Source organism: Motiliproteus sp., from assembly GCF_965230735.1.
Taxonomy (GTDB): domain Bacteria; phylum Pseudomonadota; class Gammaproteobacteria; order Pseudomonadales; family Balneatricaceae; genus Motiliproteus.
Genome location: NZ_OZ246016.1, coordinates 617,921 through 634,705, shown reverse-complemented (window position 1 = coordinate 634,705; position 16,785 = coordinate 617,921). Strand labels below are relative to the sequence as shown.

General features: G+C 58.9%; 17 protein-coding genes and 2 tRNA genes. 8 read left to right on the top strand and 11 right to left on the bottom strand.

All coding sequences use genetic code 11. The features are described 5' to 3' along the window. Positions 1-12: 12 nt before the first annotated feature. The 5 genes from znuB to ACO05M_RS03010 all read right to left on the bottom strand — a co-directional run bounded on the left by znuB (position 13) and on the right by ACO05M_RS03010 (position 2,527). Entirely contained in the window at positions 13-804 is a 792-nt protein-coding gene (gene znuB / locus ACO05M_RS03030) for a zinc ABC transporter permease subunit ZnuB (protein ID WP_421867581.1), read from the bottom strand. After that, entirely contained in the window at positions 804-1,598 is a 795-nt protein-coding gene (gene znuC / locus ACO05M_RS03025) for a zinc ABC transporter ATP-binding protein ZnuC (RefSeq protein WP_421867578.1), read from the bottom strand. Before znuC ends, znuB begins: the two co-directional genes overlap by 1 nt. Then, positions 1,595-2,101, bottom strand: a complete 507-nt coding sequence (locus tag ACO05M_RS03020) for a Fur family transcriptional regulator (RefSeq protein WP_421867575.1) — start codon at positions 2,099-2,101, stop codon at positions 1,595-1,597. The genes znuC and ACO05M_RS03020 overlap by 4 nt, the downstream gene beginning before the upstream one ends. Positions 2,102-2,250: 149 nt before the next feature. Beyond that, positions 2,251-2,337: transfer RNA gene (locus ACO05M_RS03015), tRNA-Leu, on the bottom strand. 103 nt (positions 2,338-2,440) lie between these two features. After that, positions 2,441-2,527, bottom strand: a tRNA-Leu gene (locus ACO05M_RS03010). 353 nt (positions 2,528-2,880) lie between these two features. Between ACO05M_RS03010 and ACO05M_RS03005 the strand changes: the two genes are divergently transcribed. The 7 genes from ACO05M_RS03005 (at position 2,881) to ACO05M_RS02975 (ending at position 11,139) form a co-directional block, all read left to right on the top strand. Next, positions 2,881-3,600 (top strand): OmpA family protein, encoded by a 720-nt coding sequence (locus tag ACO05M_RS03005; RefSeq protein WP_421867573.1) that lies wholly within the window; start codon positions 2,881-2,883, stop codon positions 3,598-3,600. 291 nt (positions 3,601-3,891) lie between these two features. Continuing rightward, a complete protein-coding gene (gene carA, locus ACO05M_RS03000) occupies positions 3,892-5,034 on the top strand; it encodes a glutamine-hydrolyzing carbamoyl-phosphate synthase small subunit (RefSeq protein ID WP_421867571.1) in 1,143 nt (380 codons plus the stop codon). An 83-nt stretch (positions 5,035-5,117) separates the two neighbouring features. Next, positions 5,118-8,348 (top strand): carbamoyl-phosphate synthase large subunit, encoded by a 3,231-nt coding sequence (carB, locus tag ACO05M_RS02995; protein ID WP_421867568.1) that lies wholly within the window; start codon positions 5,118-5,120, stop codon positions 8,346-8,348. Next, positions 8,345-8,824 carry a transcription elongation factor GreA gene (greA, locus tag ACO05M_RS02990; protein WP_421867566.1) on the top strand — a complete coding sequence of 160 codons (480 nt, stop codon included), beginning with the start codon at positions 8,345-8,347 and terminating at the stop codon, positions 8,822-8,824. The genes carB and greA overlap by 4 nt, the downstream gene beginning before the upstream one ends. 157 nt (positions 8,825-8,981) lie before the next feature. After that, positions 8,982-9,266: a hypothetical protein gene (locus ACO05M_RS02985; RefSeq protein WP_421867564.1), complete on the top strand. Its 285-nt coding sequence runs from the start codon at positions 8,982-8,984 to the stop codon at positions 9,264-9,266. A 155-nt stretch (positions 9,267-9,421) separates the two neighbouring features. Next, positions 9,422-9,931: a hypothetical protein gene (locus ACO05M_RS02980; RefSeq protein WP_421867561.1), complete on the top strand. Its 510-nt coding sequence runs from the start codon at positions 9,422-9,424 to the stop codon at positions 9,929-9,931. 185 nt (positions 9,932-10,116) lie between these two features. Next, on the top strand, positions 10,117-11,139 hold the full coding sequence (locus tag ACO05M_RS02975; protein ID WP_421867558.1) for an ABC transporter substrate-binding protein: 1,023 nt from the start codon (positions 10,117-10,119) through the stop codon (positions 11,137-11,139). Positions 11,140-11,156: 17 nt separating this feature from the next. Here the strand turns inward: ACO05M_RS02975 and ACO05M_RS02970 are convergent, their stop codons facing one another. Beyond that, the gene (locus tag ACO05M_RS02970; protein WP_421867555.1) at positions 11,157-11,507 is read right to left on the bottom strand and encodes a putative quinol monooxygenase; all 351 of its coding nucleotides are present in this window, start codon (positions 11,505-11,507) and stop codon (positions 11,157-11,159) included. Between the two features lie 34 nt (positions 11,508-11,541). After that, positions 11,542-12,321 (bottom strand): sulfite exporter TauE/SafE family protein, encoded by a 780-nt coding sequence (locus ACO05M_RS02965; RefSeq protein ID WP_421867553.1) that lies wholly within the window; start codon positions 12,319-12,321, stop codon positions 11,542-11,544. Between the two features lie 202 nt (positions 12,322-12,523). Between ACO05M_RS02965 and glnK the strand changes: the two genes are divergently transcribed. Then, entirely contained in the window at positions 12,524-12,862 is a 339-nt protein-coding gene (gene glnK, locus ACO05M_RS02960; RefSeq protein WP_114696514.1) for a P-II family nitrogen regulator, read from the top strand. A 58-nt stretch (positions 12,863-12,920) separates the two neighbouring features. Here the strand turns inward: glnK and ACO05M_RS02955 are convergent, their stop codons facing one another. The 4 genes from ACO05M_RS02955 to ACO05M_RS02940 all read right to left on the bottom strand — a co-directional run bounded on the left by ACO05M_RS02955 (position 12,921) and on the right by ACO05M_RS02940 (position 16,781). Continuing rightward, positions 12,921-13,385, bottom strand: a complete 465-nt coding sequence (locus ACO05M_RS02955; protein WP_421867550.1) for a flavodoxin family protein — start codon at positions 13,383-13,385, stop codon at positions 12,921-12,923. 57 nt (positions 13,386-13,442) lie between these two features. Then, the gene (locus ACO05M_RS02950) at positions 13,443-14,393 is read right to left on the bottom strand and encodes an alpha/beta hydrolase (protein WP_421867547.1); all 951 of its coding nucleotides are present in this window, start codon (positions 14,391-14,393) and stop codon (positions 13,443-13,445) included. A gap of 81 nt (positions 14,394-14,474) precedes the next feature. Continuing rightward, positions 14,475-15,539 (bottom strand): class II fructose-bisphosphate aldolase, encoded by a 1,065-nt coding sequence (gene fba / locus ACO05M_RS02945; RefSeq protein ID WP_421867544.1) that lies wholly within the window; start codon positions 15,537-15,539, stop codon positions 14,475-14,477. An 81-nt stretch (positions 15,540-15,620) separates the two neighbouring features. Next, the gene (locus ACO05M_RS02940) at positions 15,621-16,781 is read right to left on the bottom strand and encodes a phosphoglycerate kinase (protein WP_421867542.1); all 1,161 of its coding nucleotides are present in this window, start codon (positions 16,779-16,781) and stop codon (positions 15,621-15,623) included. Between the last annotated feature and the right edge of the window lie 4 nt (positions 16,782-16,785).

Genomic DNA, 16,785 nt, shown 5'->3' with positions numbered 1-16,785 from the left:
TGGGGGTTGGAGCTATACCCTTGGGCGACGCACGAGCAGCTGGCTGAGCAGGAACAGCAGCGCCGCGCAGACCACCACCGAAGGCCCGGCCGGGGTGTCCCACTGGTAGGAGGCACCCAATCCCAGGCAGACCGCCACCATGCCGATCAGACTGGCCATCGCAGCCATCCGCTCCGGTGTGGATGACATCCGTCGTGCCGCCGCTGCCGGGATGATCAACAGTGAGGTGATCAACAGCACCCCGATGATCTTCATCGCTACCGCGATCACGATACCCACCAGCAGCATCAGTCCCAGCCGCACCTGGGTCACCGGTACCCCTTCAACCTGGGCCAGCTCCTCGTCGATGGTGATCGCCAGCAGCGGGTTCCAGAGCTTGTACAGCATGCCCAGCACCAGGATCCCGCCGCCGTAGATCCAATACAGATCCTCCTGGCTGACCGCCAACAGGTCGCCGAACAGATAACCCATCAGGTCGACGCGGACCTCCGGCAGGAAGCTCAAGGCGACCAATCCCAACGACAGGGCACTGTGGGCCATGATGCCGAGCAGGGTGTCGGTGGCGATAAAGCGTTTGCGCTGCAGCGACACCAGCAACAACGCCAGCAGCACACAGCAAAGAATCACCGCCAGGTTGAGGTCGATATCAGCCAGGATCCCCAGTGCGATTCCCAGCAGGGCCGAGTGGGCCAGGGTATCGCCGAAGTAAGCCATCCGGCGCCAGACCACGAAAGAGCCCAGGGGGCCGGCAATTGCCGCGACGCCGAGGCCGCCCAGCAGCGCCCGAATCAGAAAGTCCGCCATCAGTGTTCTCCTGCGCAGCAGTGGTCGTCGGGTTCGTGGGGGTGGTCGCTGATGACGTTGCCGTGATCGTCGTGACGATGATTGTGATGGTGGTTATAGACCGCCAGCGTATCTGCACCCTTGCGTCCGAACAGGGCGATAAAGGCGGGATCGTTGCTGACCTGCTGGGGATGGCCCGAACAGCAGATATGGTTGTTCAGGCAGATCACGTTGTCGCTGCCTGCCATCACCAGATGCAGGTCGTGGGATACCATCAATACGCCACAGCCGAACCGATCGCGCAGCTCGGCGATCAGCGCATAAAGCTCAACCTGGCCATTGACGTCGACTCCCTGGACCGGTTCATCCAGGATCAGCAGATCCGGTTGGCGCAGCAGTGCTCGGGCCAGCAAGACGCGCTGCATTTCGCCCCCCGATAGCTGCTGCATCGGGCTGTCGAGTAGGTAGTCTGCCCGAACCTGGTTCAAGGCATCACGTAGGTGGTGTTCTTGATAGCGTCCGGCCAAATGGAGAAAACGCCGAACCGTCAGCGGCAGGGTGGGATCGATATGTAGTCGCTGCGGCATATAGCCGATCTTCAGACCTGGCTGACGAACCACTTCGCCGCTGTCAGGTTGGATCAAGCCCAGGATGATTTTTACCAGCGTGGTTTTGCCGCAACCATTGGGGCCGATCAGGGTGGTGATCTGGCCGGGTTCCAGCTGGAGGTCGATATTGGTGAGCAGCTGTCGCTGCTCCTGATGCTCGGCCAGGGTCAGATTGATACGTTGAAGATTGATCAGCGCGCCCATCAATTGGGCTCCTTATTGCGGCAGTCGGGGCAAAGTCCGGATAGCTCGACGGTTTCCGATTCGATCAGAAAGCCTCGTTGCTGAACCTGTTGGCGAAATGACTCCGCCAGACTTTCGCTGGGTAGCTCGTCGGCGCTGCCGCAACTCCGGCAGATCAGGAAATAGCCCTGATGACTGCAACCGGGGTGGGAGCAGCCAATAAAGGCATTCAGCGAGGTAATGCGATGGGCCAGCCCTTGCTCCAGCAAAAACTCCAACGCTCGATAGACTGTGGGAGGTGCCGAATTGAAGCCTTCCTGACCGAGCTGTTCGAGTAACTGGTAGGCACCCAGCGGGCGGTGACTTTGCCAGATCAGTTCCAGTACGCGTTGTCGAACCGGGGTCAGGCGAGCGCCGTTCTGCTTACATAGCTGACGAGCACGCTCCAATGCAAGGTGAATACAGCGACCGTGGTCGTGATCTTTTTCGAACGCTGATGCGTTGGCGGGTTCGACAGCTTTGGCCATGATGGAATCTCGAACTCTGCAGTGTATTCGGAAGGTAAGGTACAGCGATAGTTATGTAATGTTATACAGTATCAACTGTGGGATAAAGCCAGCTGCATCTAAGCCGATTGCCGTTTATCTGAGGAAGTATTGAGAAATAACCTTGGGAGTGGTGCAGATGGGGAGACTCGAACTCCCACGTACTTTCGTACACTAGCACCTGAAGCTAGCGCGTCTACCAATTCCGCCACATCTGCATTTGCCATCGAGGCAAAGGTGTTCTGTCGTCAGGATGAGATGACCAACGATTCCAACTTGCTGAATCAGAAGATTTTCAATCAAGGGAAGTTGTTGGGTAGGTGGTGCAGATGGGGAGACTCGAACTCCCACGTACTTTCGTACACTAGCACCTGAAGCTAGCGCGTCTACCAATTCCGCCACATCTGCGTCGCCATCTCTGACGTGGCGCGTATTAAACAAGGTCTTTTTTTCGATTGCAAGAGATTTTTTGGCTTTTTGAATTACAGTAACCCTGCGGATTTTATGGACGATATTGACACGCAAAGTTGGCAATATTTCTGTTGATGAGGCCGAGGGGCTTCTAATTAAAGAACCCCAAAAAAGCGTCTGTTCAGCTCTGGTAAAGTTAAGAAGTTGCAACTATATGTAAGTCTTAGGGTTACAGAATGGCACAGAGGTGCCGCTAACAGAATCTTAGGCTTGTCGCCTGTGCGATAACAGATGATGTGACAGTGATCCGGACATTTTCCATCCGGACGCTGATTTTCAAGGAGAATAGGATGAAGAAAACACTACTGGTTGCTGCTGTATCTGCAATGATGGCTGCCCCGATGGGCGCTTGGGCTCATGGTTCTTGCGACGACGATGCCAACCACTGTGCCTTCTGGCACGATTCCAAAGGAGTTTACGTCAAAGATAGCGCTGGCGATTGTGTTCGCACCTCCTCCTGGACCGCTGATGCAGTGGTAGAGGGTTGTACGGCAATGCCTGAGCCGATGGCCAAGGCGATGGAACCGATGGCCAAAGAACCGATGGCACCCAAAGACAGCGATGGTGACGGTGTTATCGACGAGAAAGATCAATGCCCGAACACCGCCAAGGGTGTCCAGGTTGATGCCAACGGCTGTGAATTCGTTAAATTCGAAGATATCGCTGCGCAACTGGATGTTAAGTTTGCCACCGATTCCGACGCGGTAACCTCTGCGTTTGATTCCGAGATGCGTCCGATCGCACTGATCCTGTCGCAAAACCCGGGTACCGTGATCGAAATTAACGGTCATACCGACTCGACTGGCTCCGAAGCTTACAACCAGAAGCTGTCCGAGCGCCGCGCTCAGGCAGTAGTTGATTATCTGGTGGATAACTACGGCGTGAATCGCGACCAGCTGAAAGCGATTGGTCACGGTGAGATGATGCCGATTGCCGACAATGCGACTTCCGAAGGCCGTCGTGCCAACCGTCGTGTTGAAACCTCGGTACAGGGCCGCGTTCGCAAGTAAGCGCCACGGCAGCAGCCCGGCAAGGGCTTGATTAAAAACGGGAGCTTCGGCTCCCGTTTTTTGTTGCTTCTATTAATGTACGAATCTGCCCGGTTAGCCCCACAAACGTGCAGATTGATGCTGGAAAAAATAACTCGGTTCCTGTAACATGCAGCCAATTTGGCCGGACAAAACCGGACCAAAGAACAGTTCTAAAAAAGCGGGATGCGATCGGTTGATTCGCATCTCGCTTTTTTGCAGATAGGCTCCGGTAAATTCCGCCGGGGCCACTACAGTTTTCGGGAGACGACATTGAGCAAAGCAGCCATTCTGGCCTTGGCGGACGGGAGTGTGTTCAAAGGCAAGGCGATCGGCGCCGAGGGTCAGACCAGCGGTGAAGTGGTTTTCAATACATCGATGACGGGGTATCAGGAGATCCTGACCGACCCCTCCTACGCTCGCCAGATCGTCACCTTGACCTACCCGCATATCGGTAACACCGGTACCAACGCCGAAGATGAAGAGTCCGGCAATATCTGGGCTGCGGGCCTGGTGATCCGTGATCTACCGTTGCTGGCCAGCAACTGGCGTAACGAGCGTTCGCTGGACCAGTACCTGAAAGACAACAACATTGTCGGTATCGCCGATATCGATACCCGTCGCCTGACCCGCATCCTGCGTGAAAAAGGTTCGCAGAACGGCTGCATCATCGCCGCCGACGAGCTGACCGATGCCGATATCGACGCGGCGTTGGAAGCGGCCAAGGCTTTCCCGGGCCTGAAAGGCATGGACCTGGCCAAAGAGGTTTGCACCAAGCAGAGCTACGCCTGGACCGAAGGTACCTGGAAGCTGGGCGAAGGTCACCCGACCCCAGCCCACGAGCAGCCGTTCAAAGTGGTTGCCTACGATTTCGGGGTGAAGCAGAACATTCTGCGGATGCTGGCGGACCGGGGTTGCGAGCTGACCGTGGTACCGGCGCAGACGCCGGCCAGCGAAGTGCTGGCGATGAATCCGGACGGGGTGTTCCTATCCAACGGCCCGGGCGATCCCGAGCCCTGCACCTATGCGATCGAAGCGATCCAGCAGATTCTGGAGCAGAACCTGCCGATCTTCGGTATCTGTCTGGGTCACCAGCTGCTGGCGCTGGCCTCCGGTGCCAAGACCGTGAAGATGAAGTTCGGTCACCACGGTGCCAACCACCCGGTGCAGGACATCGACAAGGGTACGGTGATGATCACCAGCCAGAACCACGGCTTCGCCGCCGATGAAGACAGCCTGCCGAGCACGCTGCGGGCGACCCATAAGTCGCTGTTTGACGGCTCCCTGCAGGGTATCGAGCGCACCGACAAGCCGGCCTTCAGCTTCCAGGGTCACCCGGAAGCGAGCCCCGGCCCCCACGATGTGGCGCCGCTGTTCGACCGCTTTATCAGCGAAATGCAGCAACGTCGCGGCTAACTGCCCGACTAACTTACTGAATTGCTAGCGCACCCGCCGCTTGCGGGTGCCGAGACAGAACGAATCAGACCGGTTACAAACTCATGCCAAAGCGTACAGACATAAAAAGCATCCTGATCCTTGGGGCCGGCCCCATCGTCATCGGTCAGGCGTGTGAATTCGACTACTCCGGTGCCCAGGCCTGTAAGGCCCTGCGCGAGGAGGGTTACCGCGTTATCCTGGTTAACTCCAACCCGGCAACCATCATGACCGATCCGGTGATGGCCGATGCGACCTACATCGAGCCGATCAACTGGAAAACCGTTGCCAAGATCATCGAAAAAGAGCGTCCGGACGCGGTACTGCCCACCATGGGTGGTCAGACTGCACTGAACTGCGCCCTCGACCTGGCCCGTGAAGGGGTGTTGGAAGAGTTCGGTGTTGAGATGATCGGTGCCACCGCCGATGCGATCGACAAAGCCGAAGACCGCGATCGCTTCGACAAGGCGATGAAGAGCATCGGCCTGGAATGCCCCCGTGCAGCGATCGCCCACAGCATGGAAGAGGCGCTGCAGGTGCAGGCGCAACTGGGCTTCCCGTGCATCATCCGTCCGAGCTTCACCATGGGTGGCTCCGGTGGCGGTATCGCCTACAACAAAGAGGAATTCATCGAGATCTGCGAGCGCGGTCTGGAGCTGTCTCCGACCAACGAACTGCTGATCGACGAATCTCTGATCGGTTGGAAAGAGTACGAGATGGAGGTGGTTCGCGATAAGAACGACAACTGCATCATCGTCTGTTCGATCGAAAACTTCGACGCCATGGGGGTTCACACCGGTGACTCCATCACCGTAGCGCCGGCCCAGACCCTGACTGACAAGGAATACCAGATCATGCGTAACGCCTCGCTGGCGGTACTGCGTGAGATCGGTGTAGAGACCGGCGGCTCCAACGTTCAGTTCGGCCAGTGCCCGAACACCGGCCGTCTGGTGGTTATCGAGATGAACCCGCGGGTATCCCGTTCCTCCGCGCTGGCCTCCAAGGCCACCGGCTTCCCGATCGCCAAGGTCGCGGCCAAGCTGGCGGTGGGTTACACCCTGGACGAGCTGCAGAACGACATCACTGGCGGTCGCACCCCGGCGTCGTTCGAGCCCTCGATCGATTACGTCGTTACCAAAATTCCGCGTTTCGCGTTCGAGAAGTTCGCCCAGGCCAACGACCGTCTGACCACCCAGATGAAGTCCGTGGGTGAGGTGATGGCGATCGGCCGCACCATCCAGGAATCGATGCAGAAAGCGCTGCGTGGCCTGGAAGTGGGCTCCGAAGGTTTCGATTCGATTCTCGACCTGAAGGCCGAAGATGCCAAAGAAGTGCTGATTCGTGAACTGAAGAACCCGGGTGCCGATCGCATCTGGTACGTCGGCGATGCGTTCCGTTTCGGCATGAGCGTCGAAGAGGTTTACAACATCAGCGCCATCGATCCCTGGTTCCTGGTCCAGATCGAAGATCTGATCAAGGACGAGGGCACCGTTTCCAAGTTGGGTCTGGCCGACCTGAACGCCGACCTGGTGTTCGGTCTCAAGCGCAAGGGCTTCTCCGATGCCCGCCTGGCCAAGCTGCTGGGTGTGTCCGAGAAGGCGTTCCGCAAAGAGCGTAACAAGCTGGGCGTGCACCCGGTCTACAAGCGGGTTGATACCTGCGCGGCCGAATTTGCCACCGATACCGCCTACATGTACTCCACCTATGAAGAAGAGTGTGAGTCCAACCCGTCCGACAAAGAGAAGATCATGGTTCTGGGTGGCGGCCCGAACCGGATCGGCCAGGGTATCGAGTTTGACTACTGCTGTGTTCACGCCGCGCTGGCGATGCGTGAAGACGGTTACGAGACCATCATGGTCAACTGCAACCCGGAAACCGTTTCCACCGACTACGACACCTCCGATCGTCTGTACTTCGAGCCGGTGACGCTGGAAGACGTGCTGGAGATCGTTCGGGTTGAGCAGCCTAAGGGCGTGATCGTTCAGTACGGTGGCCAGACGCCGCTGAAGCTGGCCGTAGCGCTGGAAGAAGCCGGTGTGCCGATTATCGGTACCAGTCCGGAAGCGATCGACCGTGCCGAAGACCGTGAGCGTTTCCAGCAGATGATCCAGAAGCTGGGTCTGAAGCAGCCTGAAAACGCCACCGTGCGTTCACTCGAAGAAGCCGTGGTTAAGGCCGAGCAGATCGGCTACCCGCTGGTGGTACGTCCCTCCTACGTGTTGGGCGGCCGGGCGATGGAGATCGTCTACAAAGAGGAAGAGCTGCGTAAGTACATGAACGAGGCGGTACAGGTCTCCAACGACGCACCGGTACTGCTGGACCGCTTCCTGTCCCGTGCGATCGAAACCGATATCGATGCGGTATGCGACGGCGAGCGCGTGGTGATCGGCGCGATCATGCAGCATATCGAGCAGTGTGGCGTTCACTCCGGTGACTCGGCCTGCTCCCTGCCGCCCTACAACCTGGACGACGAAGTGCAGGACCAGATGCGCGCCATGGTTGCCGCGATGGCGATGGAGCTGGGCGTTGTCGGTCTGATGAACACGCAGCTGGCCTACCAGGATGGCGAGATCTACGTCATCGAGGTGAACCCGCGGGCGTCCCGTACCGTGCCTTTCGTGTCCAAGTGCATCGGCACCTCGCTGGCCAAGGTAGCGGCCCGGGTGATGGCCGGTACTTCGCTGGCGGAGCAGGGCTTCACCGAAGAGGTGGTACCGAGCTACTTCAGCGTCAAGGAAGCGGTGTTCCCGTTCAACAAGTTCCCGGGTGTCGACCCGATCCTCGGTCCGGAGATGAAGTCTACCGGTGAGGTCATGGGTGTCGGTGACACCTTTGGCGAAGCTTTCGCCAAGGCCCACGTCGGTACCAACGAAGTGCTGCCGAGCGCCGGCAAGGCTTTCGTCAGTGTCCGCGATGTGGACAAGGAAGGCGTAATTGGCGTGGCCCGTGACCTGATCGAACTGGGCTTCGAGTTGGTAGCCACCGAAGGTACCCACAAGCTATTGAGCGAAAATGAGATTGCTTCCGAGCGGGTCAACAAGGTGATGGAAGGACGTCCCAACATCGTCGACATGATCAAGAACGAAGAGATCGTTTACGTGATCAACACCACCGAAGGCCGTCGTGCCATTGCCGACTCGGCCGAGATCCGTCGTTCGGCACTGCAGTCGAAGATCCCTTACACCACCACCCTGGCCGGTGCCGAGGCGGAAGTTCAGGCACTGCAGTTTGGTGAGGAGAAGCAGGTACGTCGTCTGCAGGATCTGCACGCAGCGGTCAACGGAGGTGCAGCATGAGTGGCAAGGTCCCGATGACCCTGGCGGGTGAGCAACGCCTGCGTGAAGAGCTGAACCAGCTCAAAACCGTCGAGCGTCCGCGGATTATCGCCGCCATTGCCGAGGCTCGCGAGCACGGTGATCTGAAGGAAAATGCCGAGTACCACGCTGCCCGCGAACAGCAGGGCTTCTGCGAGGGCCGGATCAAGGAGGTCGAGAGCAAGCTGGCCGGTGCCCAGGTGATCGATGTGACCCAGATCGCCCACACCGGCAAGGTGATCTTCGGGACTACCGTCGACATCATCAACCTCGATACCGATGACGAAGTGACCTACCAGATCGTCGGCGACGACGAGGCTGATCTGAAACACAAAAAGATCTCGATCAACTCGCCGATCGCCCGTGCCCTGATCGGCAAGGAAGAGGGAGACGTGGTCGTGGTGCAGACGCCCAATGGCGGCGTTGAGTATGAGATCGCCGAAGTTCGCCATCTCTGATCCGCTCTAACCTGATCAAAAGCCCGCTGAGAGCGGGCTTTTTTGTGGCCGTAAGCTAGTGGCGGTCGGTTGGTTGATGCAGCGGACAGAGGTAGAGATCGCTATAATATAGGGATGATTTCTGTAGTGATGGGCTCGCTGTCGAGCCTAAGCCGGTATGAGCCGTTCGGCTGCTGAGCATCCCGCCGAGAAGCAGCTCGAGGCCGAAATGCTGTGGCAGGAGCTGGCCGTCGGCGACGAGGTGATGGTGGAGTTTCCGGTCTGCGAGGCGGGACGGGAGCTGCTCTCGCCCGGTACCGGCTATCTGATCCTGGCAAAAGGTCAGTCGGCCAGTGGTGTACCCCTGCTGGTCACCGAATCCAATATTCCGGATCAGCGGGTGACGCTCTATCCCCATTGCATCTGCAGTTACCGTTGCCTGTCCGAACAGCGGCTGAGCTAGGTCTTGATTCAGTTGGGCTTAAGGCCGAACGGGTAGACTGAAGCCAGTGATAACGCTGAATGGCCGCTTCGATTCCATCTGCGTCGTTGGGTAAATGTTGGAACCTTTGCTACGGCTGCCTATCAAACCGTTGCAAGTCATTATCGGGGACTCTTATGAAAAGCAAAATGTTATGGCTGGTCCTACCGCTGAGTCTGGTACTGGGCGGCTGTATCAGCAATCAGACCAATATGAATGCCAATGTGATGGATGCCAGTGAAGCGCAGCAGGCGGTTCGGATCCAGCGCGGCGTGGTGTTGACGGTGGAAGAGGTCACGGTTAAGGCCCAGGGGACGCCCGGAGGTACCATTATCGGTTCCATCCTTGGCGCCGGATTAGGCAGTGAGATTGGTGGCGGTTCGGGACGTAACTGGGCCATGGGAGCCGGTGCGGTTATCGGTGGCGCCCTGGGTGAGAAAGCGACCCAGTATAACGAGCAGGCATACGCGTACATCGTCGAGCTGCAGGGCGGCAAACAATTACAGATCGTCCAGCAGGGAGCGCTGATCTCGCCGAATACGCCGGTGTTCGTCAAGCATCTGGGCGGCGGTCGTGCGGTGGTGCAGGTCGATACCAGCCAGGGTGCAGTCTATAACCGTACACGGAATACCCAGTACGCCAACTAAGTGGCGTTGGCGAGTGTCACAAACCTGCAGTCATTGCCTGTTCTGAACGGGAAATACCGACTAGTCTTACTTTAGGCTAGGCATTTTCGAAATAGTTCGTTGATCCGATAGAATAATTTCGATCTATTCAGAGGCTTGGGGTGCCCCGCCCCAGCCTGTTGTCTGATCCCTAAGGAGGGCGAGCAATGACGATCGGTATCGCCCATTCCCATCTGTTGCTGTCGCGGCCCAATCTCTGGCTGCTGCTGTCATTGTGCTGGCTCAGTATCGGTCATGCCTTGGCGGCCAAACCGCAGGTGTTGGTGATCCAAAGCTACCACGCCGGCTACGAATGGCAGGCGGACTACAGTCGTGCTATTCGTGACAGTCTCGAATCCTTGGCCGATCTTGAGTTCTTTGAAATTGACAGCAAGCGCCTTCCCGAGGAGCGCTATCGCGCAGCGGCGGATCTGGCGTGGCAACGATTTCAGCAGCGGCGCCCCGATCTGGTCATTATCGGCGATGACAATGCCCTGCAGCTGCTGGGGCCGAAATTAGCCACCACCGACACACCCGTGGTCTATCTGGGCATCAACAACAACCCGCGTCATTATCTGCCCAGCCGACCGGACAATATCTCCGGAGTGCTGGAACGTCCGCTGCTGAGGCGCTCGATCCTTCACTTGCATCGTTTGTTTAACGGTTCCCTGAAGCGGGTGCTGGTGTTATTCGACAACGGCACCACGTCACGGACGGTGTGGGAAGAGGAGTTTGCCAGCATGCCGTCGCGGCAGGTGGGACCGGTCGATGTGCGGATCGAGCTGTTGGGTGAGTTCGGGCAGTGGCAGCAGACCGTTGAGCAGGCCAAAGCGCAGGGCTTTGATGCGATCGTTGTTGGCCTCTATCACACGTTGGTCGATGAACAGGGGCGACATGTCTCCGATCAACAGGTAATCAACTGGTCCTCCGCTGCCAGCCCGCTGCCGTTATTCGCGTTCTGGGAGTTCGCGGTCGGCCCGCAGATGACCATTGGTGGGTTGGTGCTCGACGGTTACTCCCAGGGGACCGAGGCGGCCACCATCGCCCGTGAGGTGTTGGAGGGGGGGGAGCTACCTGCTATTCCGCAATCCTCCGGCGAAGGGCGTTTCGTATTCAGCCGCAGTCAGCTGCAGCGCTGGCAGCTGACATTGCCTCCGTCGGTGGCCGAGCAGGCGATTCTGGTGCCTTAGGCGCTAGAGCTTAGCCCCTAGTCCAGCACCGGGGCGTCAAAATCGGCCGGTTCGTCACTGTAGACGCAGACATTCCACTTCTCGACCATGCCGTCTTCGGCAACGCACTGGGTTTCGAAGAACTGCTGGATCTCTTGCCGCTGGCAGTGGGCTTCGAAACTGGCCATATCCTGCCAGATCTCGTTGAATATGATCGGAAAGCTCTCGCCCTCGGCGAAGGGGCTGGGGATGTGGCGGGTGACGAGGTACTGCAGGCAGCCATCTTCGCGTTGGCTGTTGGGCTCCAGGCTCTGCAGCAGCTTGAATAGCTTGTCCTGCTGGCCGGGTTTGGGTTGGAACTGGGCCAGGCAATAAACTTTCTTCGACATGGGATCTCTCTTGTTCAGATTAAGCGGTTGGAATTCACAGTCCGATCAGACCATCCCAGATCAGCTTGGCGCCGACCAGCAGGGTCAAGACTTCGAAACAGCGTTTGATGGTGCGGTTGCCTTTGGCGATGCCCAGGTGGGCGCCGAAATAGGCCCCGAGCATGGAACCGATCAGCAGCACCGGTAACCATTCCCAGCGTGGTGGGGTCTGCAATGCAACCGCCAGGGCCCCGAAACCGTTCCAGAACAGGCCGACCAGAATCAGGGTGTAGGCCACAGCGCGCTGGTAGTCGAGTCCGAACCAGCGTACCAGCCACATCGTAACGAACAAACCGGTGCCGGAGGTCAGCGAGCCGTTCAGGACGCCGATAATAAACAGACCCGCGCCGCCGATCAGCATACCACTGCGGTCGCGGTTGCGGCGGCTGGCGCTCATTCCCAGCTCGCGTTTGAAGATGGAGTACAGCCCCAGGCCGCAGGTTAGACAACCCAGCGCCAATACGGCCAGGGTTTCGTCCAGATCGAGGATCAGGTTGGCCCCCAGGATAACGCCAGGTAGACCACAGCCGAGCATAAAGAGGGCGAAGCGTGGTTCCAGACTGCCTTCGCGCAGATGCCGGAGTGTGGCGCCGACCCCCAGCGCAACGCTGGCAATCTTGTGGGTGGCCAGGGCGGTCGCGAAGCTGAGCCCAAGGAACAACAGTACCGGAAATTGCAGCAGGCCAGCGCCGCCGCCGGCCAGTGCCGAAAGTAGATTGGCCAGCAGTGAGATGATCAGCAGACCGAACTGCTCCAAGATCCAGGGGCTTTCCAATGTAACGGGTCCTGTTTGAGGAGGGCGTATTATCGAGCCGCCATGCTATACCCTGAGCCGCTTTCGACCAAGCGACTAATCGTGTCCGATAGCTCAATCCGGTCGTCGCGGGTTATACTGGCGGTTTGCGGGCGCTGCCACGGCGCGCTTGAGTGCAAAACTGGGGTACGAACCCCGCTCTAACTGGCAACAGGAGAAGTCGATGAAACTGGTCACCGCTGTAATCAAACCCTTTAAGTTGGATGATGTTCGTGAGGCATTGTCGGAGATCGGTGTCCAGGGTATCACCGTGACAGAGGTGAAGGGCTTCGGTCGCCAGAAGGGCCATACCGAGCTCTACCGTGGTGCCGAGTATGTGGTCGACTTCCTACCCAAGGTAAAGATCGAAGCGGCGATCGATGATGCGCTGCTGGATCAGGTGATCGAGACGATCAGCAACTCGGCCAATACCGGCAAGATCGGTGACGGCAAGATCTTTGTCACCCCGCTGGACCAGATCATTCGGATTCGGACCGGCGAGACCGGCTCTGACGCGATCTAAGCCAACGCGTCTCCCTGCTAAGACAAAGGCACCCTGTGGGTGCCTTTTTTATTGCGGCTTAGAAGATCCCGGCTTCCAGCCCGGCGGCCATGGTCATTCCCAACTCCTCGCACTGTTCGATAAAGCTGGGATCGAAATCGCCACGCAGAATCAGGGTCGGCTGGATCGGCCGCCAGCGTAGCCCGGTAAGAATCTTCTCGATACTGGCTTGTGTGCCACGACCATCGTTGCCGGCACGGATATACAGCGCGCAGGAGCGACCCTCGGTCTGCTCCAGACAGGGATAGTAGATACGCTCGAAGAAGTCCTTGATCAGCCCCGCCATATAACCGAAGTTTTCGGTGCTGCCGATCAACACGGCATCGGCGGCCAACACATCCTCGGGTCCGGCCTGCAGCGGCTGTTTAAAAATTACCTCGACATTATCAATATCCGGATGAGACGCACCACGGACCACCGCCTCGGCCAGCGCCTGGGTGTTGGGAGACGGGGTGTTGGCGACGATCAGCAGCTGTTTGGTCATCGTTATGGCTCGGCGATTACGGTTGGTTTCACTATAGCAGCGGACCGTTTCAGGGTTTCAGGCCGGCTGCAGAAAGCCCTGTTGATCCAGCCAGTCGAGGTATTTCTGGCGTAGCGGTTCGGACTCGTTGGCGAGCTGGTGTCTGGCATCGGCCAGCAGCAACGCCTGTTGATTAGGGAATTTCTGGGCCAGCAGATTGAGGTTAAAGCGCCAGTCGACGGTCGCATCTTTCTCACCCTGGACGATCAGCAGCGACCGTTCGATGGTGTCCAGAGACTGGAATTCGGGCAGCCAGCGCTTTAACGCGCCGATCCAGTCGGCGGTGATCACCGGCGATTGCAGCGGGTCTCGACGTAAGAACTCAACGAATTTGTCATCGTTGCTGTTGGCGGCAAAGCCACGGGTGACCGAGCCTTTCCACGGGGCGAGCAGGCTGTGGAGCAGATTGACCCAGGCCCAGTTGGCGGCACGAACCAACGGCGCCAGCTCGGCGATGCGGCCGTCGATAAGCCGGTTAGACTCGGTTCCATGGCGAAGCAGATAGTGATTGATGATCGCCGCCCCGGTGCTTTGCCCGAGCAGATGCAGCGGCCGGGCCAGCCGCCAGTCGTCGATTCGATCGAGCAGGGCCTCCAGTACGCGCTGGTAGCTATCAAAGCTGTCGATGGCGGCGCGCTTGCCGGTCGACAGGCCGTGACCGGGGAGGTCGAAGCAGAGCAGGTTGACCCGCCGCTCCAGACCGTAGCGGATCAGGTGCCGATAGAGGCCGTGATGGTCGAGGTAGCCGTGAACGATCAGCAGGGTGCCGATCGGCGAGGGATGGCGCCACAGATGAACCGCGATCTGCTCTGCATCGATCTCCAGCATTCCCAGCTGGCTGGTGTCGGACAGGTCGCCGAATTCGAACCCGTAACGTTCGCAATAGCGCGGGTAATCCTCCGGTCGTGCCGGCTGCTGCGGATCAAACGGCGGTAATCGGCCGATCAGCTCGTTGGGGTCGAATTCCATAAATCCGGGGCTCTACTGTTTCCTTCAGTGTAACCAAAAACGGCAGCCCGAGGGCTGCCGTTTGATCTGCTGGCGGAGAGCTTAGTTGACCTTCTGGTCCAGCTCGCCGGACAGGTAACGCTCGGTCATCGCTTCCAGTGAGATCGGGCTGATCTTGCTGGCCTGGCCCGCCGCATTGAAAGCCTCGTAACGGGCGCTGGCGATTTCGGTCATCGCCGTCAGGGTCACGCTGAGGAATTTACGCGGGTCGAACTCGGCCGGATTTTCGGCCAGGAAGCGACGGACCGCACCGGTGGACGCCAGGCGCAGATCGGTGTCGATGTTGACCTTGCGAACACCGTGCTTGATACCCTCGACGATCTGCTCAACCGGAACACCGTAGGTTTCCGGAATTGCACCACCGTACTGGTTGATGACGGCCAGCCACTCCTGCGGCACGCTGGAAGAGCCGTGCATGACCAGGTGGGTGTTGGGCAGACGCTGATGGATCTTCTTGATGGTGTCGATCGACAGCACGTCACCGGTGGGCGGACGGGTGAACTTGTAGGCGCCGTGGCTGGTACCGCAGGCGATCGCCAGTGCATCACAACCGGTCTTGTTGACGAAGTCCGCGGCTTCATCCGGATCGGTCAGCATCTGGTCGTGGGACAGGGTGCCTTCCGCACCGATTCCGTCTTCTTCACCGGCCTGGCCGGTTTCCAGAGAGCCCAGGCAGCCCAGCTCACCTTCGACCGAGACACCACAGGCGTGGGCCATCTCGACGGTACGGCGGGTCACATCAACATTGTACTCGTAGCTGGACGGGGTCTTGCCGTCTTCCATCAGCGAGCCGTCCATCATTACCGATGAGAAGCCCAGCTGGATCGAGCGCTGACAAACTGCCGGCGAGGTGCCGTGGTCCTGGTGCATACAGACCGGAATATGGGGGAACTCTTCGATCGCCGCCAGGATCATGTGCTTGAGGAAGTTGGAACCGGCGTACTTACGCGCACCGGCGGAGGCCTGGACGATGACCGGGCTGTCGGTCTTGTCGGCCGCTTCCATGATGGCACGCATCTGCTCGAGGTTGTTGACGTTGAACGCCGGAATACCGTAGCCATACTCCGCTGCATGGTCGAGCAGCTGTCGCATACTGATCAAAGCCATAATTTATCGTCTCTTTCGTGTTATTAGGTGGTTGGGGCTGGCGCGATTACCCGCCCGGATGAATCTAGTGTAGTGGGCTGTTTAGCCGTTGGCACGCTGTTCCAAGATCTCGACCGCGGGCAGCTTCTTGCCTTCAACAAACTCCAGGAAGGCGCCGCCGCCGGTGGAGATGTAGGAGACCTGCTCGGTGATCTGGTACTTGTCGACCGCGGCCAGGGTGTCACCACCGCCGGCGATGGAGAAAGCGTCGGACTCGGCGATCGCCAGGGACAGGGTCTTGGTGCCTTCACCGAACTGGTCGAACTCGAACACACCGACCGGGCCGTTCCAGATCACGGTCTGAGCTTCGCCCATCAGCTTGGCCAGGTTGGCGGCCGATTCCGGACCGATATCCAGAATCATGTCGTCATCCGCGACTTCGTCGACCTTCTTGACGGTCGCGGTGGCGGATTCGGAGAACTCGGTGGCGACGACCACGTCGGTCGGCATCGGGATGCTGGTCTTGGCCATCAGCGCCTTGGCCTGGTCGATCAGATCCGCTTCGTAGAGGGACTTGCCGACCGGGTGACCGGCGGCGGCCAGGAAGGTGTTGGCGATACCGCCGCCGACGATCAACTGGTCGACCTTGTCGGACAGCGACTCGAGCACGGTCAGCTTGGTGGAAACCTTGGAGCCGCCAACGATGGCGGCCATCGGACGGGCCGGGTTATCCAGCGCGCGGGCCAGGGCATCCAGCTCGTTGGCCAGTAGCGGACCGGCACAGGCGATCGGGGCGAACTTGGCCACACCGTGGGTGGAGGCCTGGGCCCGGTGGGCGGTACCGAAAGCGTCCATCACGAAGATGTCGCACAGCTCGGCCATCTGCTTGGCCAGGGCGTCGTCATTCTTCTTCTCGCCGCTGTTGAAACGGACGTTCTCCAGCAGTAGCAGGTCAGAGTCGCTTTCGAAACCGTTGAGCCAATCCTGTACCAGCGATACCTCGCGACCCAGCAGCTCACCCAGGTGGGCGGCAACCGGTGCCAGCGAGAAGTCCGGGTTGTACTCGCCTTCGCTGGGACGGCCCAGATGGGACATCAGCATCACTTTGGCACCGGCCTGGAGAGCGTGCTCGATGGTCGGCAGGGCGGCACGGATACGGGCGTCGGAGGTTACCTTGCCCTCTTTCACCGGGACGTTCAGATCTTCACGGATCAGCACACGCTTTCCGCTCAGATCCAGCTCGGTCATCTTCAGTACAGTCATGGGT